A 13,898-nucleotide genomic window follows, 5' to 3' on the forward strand; every position below is an offset into this window, starting at 1 on the left:
ACGAGATCAGGAGGGAGGAAAGGATGAAGCTCAATCCATCAAGGGAGGACGATTCCGTCTTCCACCGCCGGGAATCCGGAGTTCGCAGCTATTGCCGCCATTTCGATGCCGTCTTCCGCAGCGCCCAGGGCAGCTTGATCCGGGACGCGGCGGGGCGCGAATACATCGACTTCCTGGCCGGATGCGCATCCCTCAACTACGGCCATAACGACCCCGACATGAAGCAGGCGCTGGTCGAGCACATCCTGGGCGACGGCATCGCCCATGGCCTGGACCTGTTCACCACGGCCAAGCAGGGTTTCCTGGAAACGTTTGAGAAACTCATCCTGGAGCCCAGGGGACTGGACTACCGCCTGCAGTTCACCGGGCCGACCGGCACCAACGGCGTGGAGGCGGCGCTCAAGCTGGCGCGCAAGGTGACGGGCCGCACGAACGTCGTGGCGTTCACCAACGGCTTCCATGGCGTGAGCCTGGGAGCCCTGGCCGCCACCGGCAACCGCCATCACCGCATCGGCCCCGTCCTGCCGCTCCACGGCGTCACGCGGGTGCCGTTCGACGGGTACCTGGGGCCGGATTTCGACACCGCCGACCTGCTCGACCGCATGCTGTCCGATCCCTCCAGCGGACTGGACGCGCCCGCCGCGATCCTGCTGGAAACGGTCCAGGGGGAAGGAGGGCTCAATGCGGCCGGCCCCGCCTGGGTGCGCCGGGTGGCCCGCTTGGCGGAGCGGCACGGCGCCCTCCTCGTCGTGGACGACATCCAGGCCGGATGCGGCCGGACGGGCACCTTCTTCAGCTTCGAGACCCTGGGCGTTGTTCCCGACCTGGTGGTCCTGTCGAAATCGCTGTCCGGCTTCGGCCTGCCGATGGCGCTCCTGCTGATCCGTCCGCAGCACGATGCCTGGCGGCCGGGGGAGCACAACGGCACGTTCCGCGGCAATACCCACGCCTTCGTCACGGCCCGGGTCGCCCTGCGGAAGTTCTGGTCCGACGGCGCCTTCGCCGCGGCCACCCAGGCGAAGGCCGCCCGGGTCAGGGAGCGGCTGTCCGGGATGGCGGAGCTGGTCCCCGGCAGCCGGGTCAAGGGCCGGGGGCTGATGATCGGCCTGGACGTCGGCTCGGGCGAGTTGGCGGACAGGATCTGCCGCCAGTGCTTCGGGGACGGGTTGATCATCGAGACGTCGGGAGCCCATGACGAGGTGGTCAAGATCCTGGCCCCGCTGACCACGCCGGACGAACTGCTGGAGCGCGGGCTGGACATCCTGGAGAACGCGGTCCACGCCGCTTCCCGGGGCGGCCGGGCCGCCGCCGAATAGGGCAGTCCCGGGGGCGACCGTCGGTCCGGCACCCGGAACCGGGTGCCGGCGCCTCCGGACTGGGCCTGCCGAAAAGATCCCGCGCGGCATTCCGATCATCGTCAGCAAGAAAACAGCTTCGGGGATCCGAAATGGAACGAACCGAACAAACCGTCGCGAGCGAAGCGCCGGTCGAGGAAACCGCCTTCTCCCGCGAGACCATCGCCCGGCTCTATCCCGAACCGGAGCGGATCCTGACATGCCCCGGCCTCGGCAACCATATCCGCTGGCAGCCGGGAGAGCGGCTCGACGGGCTGATCGAGTGGCGCTGCGCGATGATGGGCCGGACCGGCGCCGCCGACCGGCTGGCAGTCTCCGCCGAGGACGGCCACCTGAGCTACGCCGACCTCGACCGCACGGCCAACCGGCTGGCGCGCCTGCTGGCCAAGCGCGGCGTGGCGCCCGGCGACCGCGTCGGGCTGCTCTTCGCCAGGTCGGTCTGGACCTATGTCGCGATGCTGGCGGTCATGAAGGCGGGCGCCGCCTACGTCCCGCTGGACCCCGGATTCCCCGGGGACCGAATCTCCTTCATCTCCCGGGACGCCGGCATCGGGCTGTTCCTGACGACGTCGGGCCTAGCCGGACAGCTCGACGGGCTGGGGGTGGAGACGCTCAGCCTGGACCGGGCATCCGCCCTCGTCGAGCGGGAGTCCGACGCCCCGCCGGAACCGCCGGCCGACGCCCCCCCGGATGCGCTCTGCTACATCATCTACACCTCGGGCTCGACCGGCTATCCGAAGGGCGTCGCCGTCGACCATTCCAGCATCTGCAACTTCGTCAGGGCGGCGGCCGAGGTCTATGGGCTGACCGAGGACGACCGCGTCTACCAGGGCATGACGATCGCCTTCGACTTCTCCGTCGAGGAGATCTGGGTGCCTCTCTACTGCGGGGCCGCGCTGTTTCCGGCCCCCGCCGGTCCCAGTCTGGTCGGGGCCGACCTGTCCCGGTTCCTCGCGGCCCGGCGGATCACGGCGCTCTGCTGCGTACCCACGCTGCTGGCGACGCTGGAGGATGACCTGCCGGCCCTGCGGTTCATCCTCGTCTCCGGGGAGGCGTGCCCGCACAATCTGATCGAGCGGTGGCACCGGGCGGGCAGGACCTTCCTCAACGTCTACGGCCCGACGGAAGCCACGGTCACGGCGAGCTGGACGCTGCTGGAACCGAACCGGCCCGTCACCATCGGCGTGCCGCTCCCCACATACATGATCCTGATCCTGGAACCGGGCGAGGCCAGGCTGGCGAAGCAGGGCGGCGTCGGGGAGATCTGCATCGCGGGCATCGGCCTCGCCCGCGAGTACGTCAACCGGCCCGACCTGACCGCCAAGGCCTTCATTCCCGATTTCCTGCACCTGCCGGACAACCCGTCCGGCCGCATCTACCGGACCGGCGACCTGGGTCGCGTCACAGGGGACGGCGAGATCGAGTATCTCGGCCGGATCGACGCACAGGTGAAGATCCGCGGCTACCGCATCGAGCTGGCGGAGATCGAATCCGTCATCATGAGGGTGCCCGGGATCGCCCAGGCCGTCGTCGGCAAGTACGAGCCGACCCCCGGTTCGGCCGAGCTCGTGGCCTACTACACGCTCCGCCAGGACGCCGCCGATCCCGGCCCCGACGCGATCTTCCAGGCCATCCGCAGCCACCTGCCGGCCTACATGCTGCCCTCGTACTACGAGGCGATGGACTCCCTGCCGATGCTGCCGAGCGACAAGGTCGACCGCAAGAAGCTGCCGGCCCCGTCGAAACCCCGCTTCGTCGCCAGGACCGCCCGCTACGTGGCGCCGGGCACCGACACGGAGCGGGAGATCGCCCGGATCCTGGGAGACCTGCTGGGGATCGAGCAGGTCTCGATGGACGACCATTTCTTCGACGACCTGGGCGCCAACTCCCTGCTGATGGCGCGGTTCTGCGCCCGGATCCGGGAGCGCTTCGACTTCTCCGACGTCTCCATGCGGGAAGTCTACCTGCATCCGACCCTGCGCGACCTGACCGCGTTCCTCAGCACGCAAGCAGGCCGGAAAACAACGGACGCTTCATCCGGACCGGTCCATGTGGCCAGCAATGTCCAGTACGCGGTGTGCGGCGGATTGCAGCTGGTCTTCTATCTCCTGTACTCGACCGCGACAGCCGCCGCGCTCATCGCCGGATATTCCTGGGTTTCCGAGACGGACAGGATGGGAGACGCATATCTCCGGTCGGTCGCCTTCACGAGCGCCCTGTTCCTCGCGCTCGCCGTGCTTCCTGTCGCCCTGAAATGGGCGCTGGTGGGCCGCTGGCGCGAGGAGCACATCCCGATCTGGAGCCTGTCATACTTGCGGTTCTGGATGGTGAAGCAGCTGACCCAGGCAAATCCGATGGTCATGTTCATCGGGTCGCCGCTTTACAACATCTATCTCCGGGCGCTCGGAGCAAGGATCGGCCGGAATGCGGTCATTTTTTCACGGGTCGTCCACGCCTGCCCGGACCTGCTGTCGGTCGGCGAGGGCACGATCATCCGGAAGGATTCCATCCTTGCCGGTTACCGGGCGCGTTCCGGGATCATCGAAACGGGCCGCATAACCATCGGCCGCGACGCTTTCGTCGGAGAGGCGAGCGTCCTGGACATCGGGACCTCCGTAGGCGACGGCGCGCAACTCGGACATTCGTCTTCCCTGCGGAAGGGACAGTCGATCCCCTCCGGCAAGCGATATCACGGCTCTCCGGCCCAGGAGACGACGGACAACTACCGCAGGGTCGAGCCAAGGCCATGCGGCACCGTCCGCCGGGCGGCGTTCAGCATCGCGCAGTTGGCCGTCCTCTTCGGGTTCAGCCTGCCTCTGCCCATCGTCTTCACGGATACCCTTTTCTCATGGCTGGGTTTCGGAACGGGCGCCGAGGTGGCCGCCTATGCCGCGTCGAGTTCCTTCGACCTGAACCAGCAGTTGGCTCTGCTCGGGTTGACGCTCGGAACGTTCTTCGGGATGATCGTTCTCGGCCTGCTGAACGTCACGCTGATACCGCGCCTGATGTATCGCCTCCTGACGGAGGACCGGACATATCCTCTGTACGGATTCCATTATCTGCTGTCGCAGTCCGTTTCGAGGGTGAGTAATTCCCCCTTCTACAACATGCTGTTCGGCGACAGCTCCTACATCATCTACTACCTGCGGGCCATAGGCTACAATCTTTCGCTGAAGGATCAGACCGGCTCAAACTTCGGGGTGGAGCAGAAGCATGACACGCCTTTCCTCTGCAACATCGGCAGGGGCACCCTGATCTCCGACGGCCTGTCGATGATAAACGCCGAAGTCTCGAGCTCGTCCTTCAGGCTGAGGCAAGTCTCCATTCCGCCCAACAGCTTCCTGGGCAACAACGTGATCTACCCTGCGGACGGCAAGGTCGGCAAGAACTGCCTGCTGGGCACCAAGGTCATGGTGCCGGTCAGCGGGCCCGAACGGAACGGCGTCGGCCTGCTCGGATCACCCTGCTTCGAGATCCCCAGGTCGGTCCTTCGGGACAAGCAGTTCGAGCATTACAAGGAAGCCCCCGTTTTCAAGGAAAGACTGCGCGGCAAGAACATCTCGAACACCATAACGATGCTTCTGTTTCTCGCTACGCGCTGGCTCCTCATTCATGCGTTGGTCCTTTTGGGCCTGTTCGAGCTGAACCAGTATCAGGAGTCGACATGGAGGAGCATCATCGACTTCATCGTCATCGGAACGATCATCACGGTCCTGTACCACGCATTCCTGGAGCGGGCGAGCCTCGGTTTCAAGAAGCTCAAGCCCCGGTACTGCTCGATCTACGATGATTATTTCTGGCAGCACGAGCGGTATTGGAAGCTTTCCGAAAACCCCTTCCTCAACCTGTTCTCGGGAACGCCCTTCAAGGGGTTGATATGGAAGCTCCACGGCGTCACGGTCGGAAGGAAGCTGTTCGACGACGGTGTCGCGATCACCGAGAAGTCGCTCGTCTCCATCGGCGACCACTGCACGATCAACCAATTGGCCGTACTCCAGAGTCACTCGCTCGAGGACGGCGCCTTCAAGTCCGATCATATCCGCATCGGGAACGGATGCACGTTCGGCTGCAGTGCCTTCGTTCACTATGGGGTCGAGATCGGAGACGGCGCCGCGGTCGAACCCGACTCCTTCCTGATGAAGGGCGAGCGTCTGGCTCCGAACTCCACATGGCGAGGCAATCCCGCCAAAGAGGTATGAGGAGGCTCCATGTCGGGACTATCAGGAATCCGACCGGAAACGATACCGCTCTGCGGCCCGGCCGATACCTTGGAACTGGTCGAATGCTGCAACGGGACGGGCCGCCACGCCGGCCGGCGGGAATGGCTCTACGTGGCTGTCCACCGCAGCTATGGTCTCTGGACCCACGTCTACGACGTCGTCGACATCCCTGGCTACCCTCGCGCCGAGATCCGCCTGATCCGCGTGATGGCGGGTGACCGGCGGGCCGATGCGCGTTCCTGGGTCCTGAACATCAAGGGGCAGGACGCCGCGAGCGGCAGCGAAGGAGTGGACAAGACCCATTATGGACGCGGGCTCGCCTGGCACCCCGAAGCCGACGGGGCACAGTTGAGCGATGTCTCTGGCCAAAGCGACCCTGTGGGCGAACATCCCTTTACGCCGGCCGGTATGAACACGCGCCGACGCCGGTTCGGCCGGACGATCAGGATCCTTGCCCATGCCAACACCGATTTCGGAGCAACGCCATGAAGGATGAGGTCCCCGGATGTCGCTTACCCGGCGCGCTTTGATTCTGGCGACCGCCGCGAGCGGCTTGGCGCCGCTGATGCCGGCCATCGCGGCACGGTCGCGCATGCCGCTCCCGGCCGGACTCTGGCAGTCCCGCACGACCGCCGAGTTGCTGGCTTTCGACCGGAGGGCATGCCGGACCTATACCCGCCACAGCGGCGCGGTCGTCCTGGTGGATGAAGTTCCCCTGGAAGAGATGTTACGGGAGGTGCTGGACGCGCGGGTCGATGGAGTACTGGATCTGGAGTATTGGGGCACCCTGACCCGCTTTCGATATGACCGGCTCGACGGCTGGCCGGACCTGCCACGCCTGGACGAGGATGACGACTGGATTTCCGATCCCCGCATGACCGTCGACGCGTTCTTCGAGGTTCTCGCCGGACACTTCGCCTTTGCCGCCGAACGGGCGATCGATTGGACCGAGCTTCGATCCGAATGCGATGCGGCTCTCGGGCACCGGCGCCCCTCCGCGGACCGCCTGTTCGATGCGATGACATCGACCCTGCGGCATCTGCGGGACGGTCACGGTTCGTTGCAGGCGATGGAGAGGCGCTCGGAAAGCCGCTCTTCCGAATCCCTGCTTTACCGGACCTGGAGAACTGCCGGGGGCTTCTCGTCAGGCGTGGACCTGTCGGATGCATTCGACCGGGAATGGCTCCGTCATGTGCAGCGCCGGGTTCTGTCCGGCAGGGGACGCCTCGCGGGGAGCGGCACCGTCGCCTGGGGTTGGCTTCCCAGCGGCCTGGGGTACATCTTCCTGATGAGTTGCGAGGGCCTGGCGGAGGACGAGGGCGGTTTCGCCGACGTGATGGCGGCCCGGCAGACCTTCGGTCGAATCCTCAGGGATCTGGGGGCGGCCAAGGGCATGGTGATCGACCTGCGCGTCAATTCCGGAGGCTGGGACCGGGTTGCGCTCGCACTGGCCTCGCATTTCACGGATCGACCCGTACTGGCCTTCACCAAGCAGCCTGTAAGACTCGGTGTCGGCTTGGACACGCAGGCGATCGAGGTGACGCCGGCGGATGGGGTCCGCTACACCGGTCCCGTGGCGGTTCTGACCAGCGACGCCACCGCCAGCGCCGCCGAAGTCGGCGCACTCGCATTCCGCAGCCTGCCCGGCACGAAATCGTTCGGAAGCCCGACCTATGGCGCGCTGTCCGACCCGTTCAGCTATCGCCTTCCCAATGGCTGGAAGGGCACGGTGTCGAACGAGATCTACCGGGCGGCCGATGGTCGGGTTCATGAGGGGACAGGTATTCCCCCCGATCGACTTACCGCGAAACCATCGGCTTCGGACTACTGGGAAACGGTCGACGCCCAACTCCGGGAAGCGGAAGCATGGCTGCTGGCACTGTGAAGGCATCGGAAGGCCTCGCTCTCGTGAGGCGATGCCTGCCCACCGCTACCGCGATCCTCACGGTCATGGTGCTCGCGTCCCGGACCGAGGCCGAAGCGATCTCCGACCCTGCCGTCAGTTCCGCATATCGGAACGGCACCGCCGTGATGGTTGCCCAGGCGGACGAGGCTGCCGACCCCGCCGACCCCGCAGAGGAGGACGAGGACGGCGACGATGAGGAAGACGAGAGCGAGGACGGCGAGGAAGGGGAAGGGGAAGGGGAAGAGGAAGAGGAAGAGGAAGAGGAAGAGGAAGAGGGAGAAGAGGACGGAGAGGACGAAGAGGACGAAGACCCGGAAGAAGACGCGGAAGAAGACGGCGAAGAAGAGGAGGACGACGGCGACTCCACGGACGACGAGGACGACGAGGAGGAGGAAGGCGATCCAGAGGATGAAGACGACGCGGGGGAAGACAATGGCGATGAGGTGAGGGAAGAAAGTGACGACACATCCCCCCCGATGGTCGCTCCGGGGCAGGAGAACCCCGACGCTTCGGCCGCGGATCCATCTTCCGGCCTTTTGGAAACCGGGCGCACTAGCGAGGGGAGCCCTTCGAGCGATGGCGCCGAGGGTCAGGGAGTCGGCACGCCGGATGCCAGGTCGGACGAAGAAGGAAGCGACGCCAAAGAAGCCGAAATCGATCAGAAGGAAGAAAGAGAAGAGTTTGGCGGTGATCCTGGTCGGATCAGCGCAGTCGTCGGCGGAACATCTTTTCTTCAAGCAGGATTTGGCAGCGACCTCTCCAGAGGAACACAATTCCGGAACAAGACCGAACTGGAAGTAAGGGTCGGCGGGAAGGCCGATAACGGGCTGCTGTATGGCCTGAAGGTACAGCTTGAAACCATAACCGGTGGCCCTGAGACTTCCGACACGATCTTCGACGAAGCCTATGCCTATCTGGGCGGTCGCTGGGGCCGCCTGGAATTCGGCGACACCGACGATGTCGTGGCCGGAGGATTGCTGGTATATGCCCCCGGTGTCGGGATAGGCCAGGTCGACGGTGATTACGGCAGCTTCTCCAAACTGACCCTGGACGATTATTATCCGTTTTATCCGGACCTGGGATCAGCGACCAAGCTGAACTATTACACCCCCGACATCGGCGGCTTCCAGGCCGGATTATCCTACACCCCCTATGTTCCCGATCGGGGCCAGTCGGTCGTCCCCTTCAAGCCGGGAAGGCTCCGCACCGCTCCGGCGTCCCAGGCAAGTTCATCCTCCTTCGGCATCGTCCGCACGCCCGTCGCGGCGGCGAGCCCGTCGGTTCCGTCGGCCATTCCGGCGGCGCCTCCAGTCGCCCCCGCGCAGAGCCTCGCCGACGTGGCGGCACCTGCCCCCATCACCGTCAATCAAGTCATCGAAGACGGCGAGGAGGACGACGGGGGCGACGGGGACGACGGCGAGGAGGAGGACGACGGGGACGACGGCGAGGAGGACGACGGGGAGGTCGATGAGGACGACGACGAGGATGAGGAAGGGGACGACGACGAGGATGAGGATGAGGATGAGGATGAGGATGAAGACGACGGGGGAGACGACGAGGATGACGGTGGCCCCGGGGAGGTACCGGAAGACGACGGCGAGCAGGATGACCGTGATCCCGACTCCGGGCAGCCCGATCCGGAACCCCCCTCTCCCGACCTCGGAACACCTCCCGTGATCGATCCCGACCCCGAAACGCCCGACGTGGTGGTGCCGGGGGAGGAAGACCCGATTGATGAGGAAGATGACACAGAGGAGGAGAGCGGATACCGGGACGTCGTCGCGCTGGCGATGAACTACCAGAGGGAGTTCCTGGACGGGGACATGACGGTCATCGGCAGCGCCGCCCTGATGAACGGCAGGGGATACGGCGAGGGCTTCCAGGATTTCACCGCCTGGCTCGCGGGCGTCCAGGTCGAGTTCGCGGGCATCACGGTGGGCGGCGGGTTCGGCGATTTCGACGGCTTCAACAGCCTGGACCGGCAATGGAACGTCGGGACGACCTATTCTGCCGGTCCGTTCAGCATAGGTGCCCAGTATGTCCAGGCCTGGGACGTCAACGACGACAAGTCGTGGGCGGCCGGCATCGGCGTGAACTACGAGTTGGCGCCCGGGCTGTCGCTCCAGGGCGATTATGTCCGCTCCCGGGTCGATTTCGACAGGGCCGAAAGCCGGAACACCGCGGACATCCTCCTGCTCGGTGTCCAGTTGAGCTTCTGAGCCGCTCCCGACGAGCACTTGACCTGCGGGCCCGGTCCCTCGACCCTGGCGCCCGGTTCGGAAACTTCGGGATACCTCATGGTGAAGAGCGTTCTTGGCAATCTGTCCCGGAAGATGGGCGTCAAAGGGAGGATCGACTGGTACCTGACCAAGCTCAATTACAGGCGCACAGTCAGCTTGAACGGCGTGGAGCTGAGGATCCCGGCGATCCGAGGCGTTTCCTGCGACATCTCCGAGCCCTGGATGAGCGATCTGCTGCGAAAGGTGCTGCGGCAACCGGGAGCGTTCCTCGACATCGGCGTGAATGTCGGGCAGACCCTGGTCAAGGTGAAGTCGCTCGACCCGGACAGGGACTATGTCGGATTCGAACCCAACCCGGTATGCGTCGCCTATCTCCAGGAACTCATCAGGGACAACGCGTTCGCGAACTGCACGATCGTTCCCGTGGGCCTGTACACGGAAGACGGCGTCCTGGCCCTGGACCTGTTTTCGGACAGCGCGACAGACTCGTCGGGTTCCCTGATCGAGAACTTCCGGCCGGACCATAAGGTCTTTTCCACGGTCCTGGTGCCGGTCTTCCGCTACGATGCCGTGGACCGCTTCGTGAAAAGCGACCGCGTCGGGATCGTGAAGATCGACGTCGAGGGCGCCGAACTCGAGGTCGTGAAAAGCCTGTACGCCATGATCCGGCGTGACCGGCCGATCATCCTGGCCGAACTGCTGCCGGTCTATTCGGAACGGAACGCGGCCCGGAAAAGCCGGCAGGACGAGTTGGAGCGGATCCTGTCCGACCTCGGCTACGCGATTCTGCGGGTCGAGAAGAAGGCCGACAATACCTACTCCGGGCTGCGCCACCTCGCCGGGATCGGCATCCACTCCAACCTGGACCAGTGCGACCACGTGCTTGTTCCCCGGGAGCGGCTGGGCGAGTTGCCGACGGTACTGGACATGGTCACGGCCGGGACGGCCGATTGCCCCTGACGACAAGCTTCCGCCGCCGATCGTATTCCCCGCGATGCGTTGGGCCTCCGGAGGTTCTCCCGCATTCTGCGTGGAACGTCTGGTCTGAGAACGTCTCGCAAACCTTCCGGCCGAGATCACATATCATGATGTGAATGAGTTCTTCCCAGTTCCGGGCTGCTGCGTTGAGCATGTGACGCGGATCAGCCCAACGAGCATCCAGATTTCAGCCCAGGGTGCACGGCACGAGGCGATCTGCCCCGACTGCGGCACTGCCAGCCAGGCGGTCCACAGCCGATACCAGCGTCATCCTGCCGATCTGCCAAGCCTGGGCGGCCAAGTCCGCCTGCTTCTCAGCGTCCGCCGGTTCTATTGCCGGAACCCGGCCTGCGCTCGCCTGACCTTTGCCGAAACCATACCGGATCTGCTGGCGCCGAAAGCACGACGGACACGGCGGCTTGCCGCTACCCAAGGGCGGATCGGCATCGCCTGCGGCGGGGAGACCGGTGCTCGCCTGATGCGGCTCCTGGGCATGCCCGTCAGTGCCGACACCGTTCTCCGACTCGTGCGCGCCGTTCCCCTTCCAGTCCGTGCCCCGCCACGGGTCCTGGGTCTTGACGATTGGGCGCGCCGGAAAGGGCAGACCTACGGCACCATCCTGGTCGACCTGGAGGAGCACCATGTCGTCGACCTGCTGCCTGATCGCACGGCGCAGACCCTGGCGGCATGGCTCCGCGAGCACGACACGGTCAGCGTGATCGCGCGGGACCGGTCCACCGAGTATGCCCGCGGCGCCAGCCTCGGCGCGCCGGGCGCGACTCAGGTCGTGGACCGCTGGCACCTGCTTCGAAACTTGCGGGAGATGATCGAGCGCTGGCTGGCGGGCATTCACGGCCGCCTGCGCCAACTGCCTCCGGTGCACACCGGCGAGCTGTCCCCGCGGCAACGGCGCGGAACCTTCTCGCGGACCCGAAGCGAGACGGCCCGCACGCAAGATAGCCGTGCCCGGCGCCTGGCCCGGTATGAGGAGGTGCATAGACGTCTCCAGGCCGGCGGGACGATCCTGGCGATCAGCCGCGCCATGGGGATCTCCCGGCAGACGGTCCGATCCTTCGCCTCCGCGCAGAGCTTCCCCGAGCGCGCCGAAAGGCGCTCCGTCGCGAGCGCTCTGGATCCCTGGCTCGATCATGTGGAAAGCCGGCTCGCGGAGGGATGTGCGACCGTGGCGGAGCTGTGGCGTGACATCAGGGAGAGGGGCTATCCCGGATCGGTCCAGCAGCTGCATCGGTGGGTGGACCGGCGACGCGAGGTCCCGGCGCCATCCGGCCGGCCGTCGGAGCGCAAGCGCATACTGGCGTCGGCCCGGCAGCTTGCCTGGCTTCTGGTACGTTCCCCGGACGCCCTGGACGAAACCGGGAAGGCGACACTGGCGTGGATCGCCCAGGATGCCGAGGTTGCCCGCCTCAGTCCTCTGATCGCCCGGTTTGGCGACCTGGTGCGCGCCTGCGGCGTCACACGGGGAACAAACTTGGAGGACGCTCCAGCAATCCTGGAGCGCTGGCTGGATGAAGCGGAATGCTGCGGCACTCTGGTCATCGAAACCTTCGCCGCCGGCCTCCGCCAGGATCAGACGGCGATCCAGGCCGCTCTGACCCTGCCGTGGAGCAGCGGCCAAGCGGAAGGGCAGATCAACAAACTCAAGCTCATCAAGAGGCAGATGTACGGGCGCGGAAACTTCGATCTGATCCGCCGCCGAGTCCTTCTGGCTGCATAATCCACGCAAAGATACTATGAGGCGACAGGAAAGGCGGGATTTGGCACATTTTGAGGCGTAATTGTCTTGCTTCACGGAGGAATGCCATGGAGATCTCAATCGCCCGCTCCCCGAGCGTCTCTTCCTCGAACGCCACCCTTCTGGTCGCGCTGGAATTGTCGAAGGCCACCTGGGTGGTTGCCCTCAGCGCCCCGTTCTCGGATCGGATCAGCCATCACTCCGTCGCGGGCGGCGATACCGCCGCCCTGCTCAAGCTGATCGGGCACGCCCACCGCCAGGCCGAAGCGGCGCTCGGGCAGCCGCTCCGGGTGGTCTGCTGCTACGAGGCGGGCTACGACGGCTTCTGGCTGCACCGCGTCCTGAGCGCCAACGGCATCGACAACCACGTGCTCGACGCCGCCAGCCTGCTGGTCAGCCGCCGGGCGCGCCGGGCCAAGACCGACCGCATCGACGTCGACGGCTTGATCCGGGCCTTGGCGGCCCTGGTGCGCGGCGAGCACCACGCTTGCCGCGCTGTGCACGTTCCCTCCATTGAGGACGAGGATCGCCGGCGCCAGACCCGCGAACGCGAGCGCCTGGTCGCCGAGCGCACGGCCCACGTCAACCGCATCAAGGGCCTGCTGATGGCCCAGGGCGTCCGGGACTTCCTGCCGATGCGGCCGGACGCGGCGGAGCGCCTGGCCGAGCTGCGCACCGGCGACGGCCGCCCCCTGCCGCCCTGCCTGGTCGCCGAGATCCGGCGCGAGCTGCGGCGCCTCAGGCTGGTCGAGGAGATGATCGGGGAAGTCGAGGCCGAGCGCGACGCCGTCGGCGTCGAAACCGTGGCCGACCGGCGCATCGCCCTGCTGCGCCAGGTCAAGGGGATCGGCCCGGTCGCCGCGACCGTGCTGGGCCGCGAGGTGTTCCACCGCGCGTTCACCAACCGCCGGGAACTGGCCTCCTACCTCGGCCTGACGCCCAGCCCGTGGGCGAGCGGCTCGGTTCAGCTCGACCAGGGCATCAGCAAGGCGGGCAACGCCCGGGCGCGCACGATCCTGGTCGAGGTCGCCTGGCTGTGGACCCGCTACCAGCCCGGCAGCCGTCTGGCGGGCTGGTTCCGCGAGCGCGTCGGCCAGACCAAGGGGCGGCTGCGCCGGATCCTGGTCGTGGCCCTGGCGCGCAAGCTGGTTGTTGCGTTGTGGAGATATCTGAGCACCGGCGTGATCCCGGAGGGGGTTGAACTCCGGGCCTGAAACCACCTCCTGCCGAGAGGACACTGAACCGGCGGTCGTTGGCCGCCGCCGAGCCGAGAGGGGCGCGTGACCGTTTCCGCACAGGGCTGCAAGACGCCGCCGCAAAAGATGGGTCCCGCCCTTCCGGGCCTCCCGAGGCCCTCGAGCCGACGCACGGGGAAGCTGGGTCCGGCCGCCACGGCGGCCGACCGGATATGAGTTGCCGCGGCGCCCTTTCCGCCGCGCAGGATGG

Annotated in this window: 8 protein-coding genes; all 8 read left to right on the forward strand. The window is 66.1% G+C overall.

Translation table 11 applies throughout. The features are described from left to right. Positions 1-23 precede the first annotated feature (23 nt). The 8 genes from ectB to JL101_RS30240 all read left to right on the forward strand — a co-directional run bounded on the left by ectB (position 24) and on the right by JL101_RS30240 (position 13,666). A complete protein-coding gene (gene ectB / locus JL101_RS30205; RefSeq protein WP_203102842.1) occupies positions 24-1,316 on the forward strand; it encodes a diaminobutyrate--2-oxoglutarate transaminase in 1,293 nt (430 codons plus the stop codon). 131 nt (positions 1,317-1,447) lie between these two features. Then, positions 1,448-5,554, forward strand: a complete 4,107-nt coding sequence (locus JL101_RS30210) for a Pls/PosA family non-ribosomal peptide synthetase (RefSeq protein WP_203102844.1) — start codon at positions 1,448-1,450, stop codon at positions 5,552-5,554. A gap of 9 nt (positions 5,555-5,563) precedes the next feature. Then, positions 5,564-6,064: a hypothetical protein gene (locus JL101_RS30215; protein WP_203102846.1), complete on the forward strand. Its 501-nt coding sequence runs from the start codon at positions 5,564-5,566 to the stop codon at positions 6,062-6,064. A 16-nt stretch (positions 6,065-6,080) separates the two neighbouring features. Then, entirely contained in the window at positions 6,081-7,460 is a 1,380-nt protein-coding gene (locus JL101_RS30220; protein WP_203102848.1) for a S41 family peptidase, read from the forward strand. Further along, on the forward strand, positions 7,442-9,700 hold the full coding sequence (locus JL101_RS30225; protein ID WP_203102850.1) for a porin: 2,259 nt from the start codon (positions 7,442-7,444) through the stop codon (positions 9,698-9,700). The genes JL101_RS30220 and JL101_RS30225 overlap by 19 nt, the downstream gene beginning before the upstream one ends. 78 nt (positions 9,701-9,778) lie before the next feature. Then, positions 9,779-10,681: an FkbM family methyltransferase gene (locus JL101_RS30230; RefSeq protein ID WP_203102852.1), complete on the forward strand. Its 903-nt coding sequence runs from the start codon at positions 9,779-9,781 to the stop codon at positions 10,679-10,681. 130 nt (positions 10,682-10,811) lie between these two features. Beyond that, on the forward strand, positions 10,812-12,434 hold the full coding sequence (locus JL101_RS30235) for an ISL3 family transposase (protein WP_407697450.1): 1,623 nt from the start codon (positions 10,812-10,814) through the stop codon (positions 12,432-12,434). Between the two features lie 86 nt (positions 12,435-12,520). Beyond that, a complete protein-coding gene (locus tag JL101_RS30240) occupies positions 12,521-13,666 on the forward strand; it encodes an IS110 family RNA-guided transposase (protein WP_203102856.1) in 1,146 nt (381 codons plus the stop codon). Positions 13,667-13,898: the final 232 nt, after the last annotated feature.

The sequence above is a fragment of the Skermanella rosea genome (assembly GCF_016806835.2).
In the GTDB taxonomy this organism is placed as follows: Bacteria; Pseudomonadota; Alphaproteobacteria; order Azospirillales; family Azospirillaceae; genus Skermanella; species Skermanella rosea.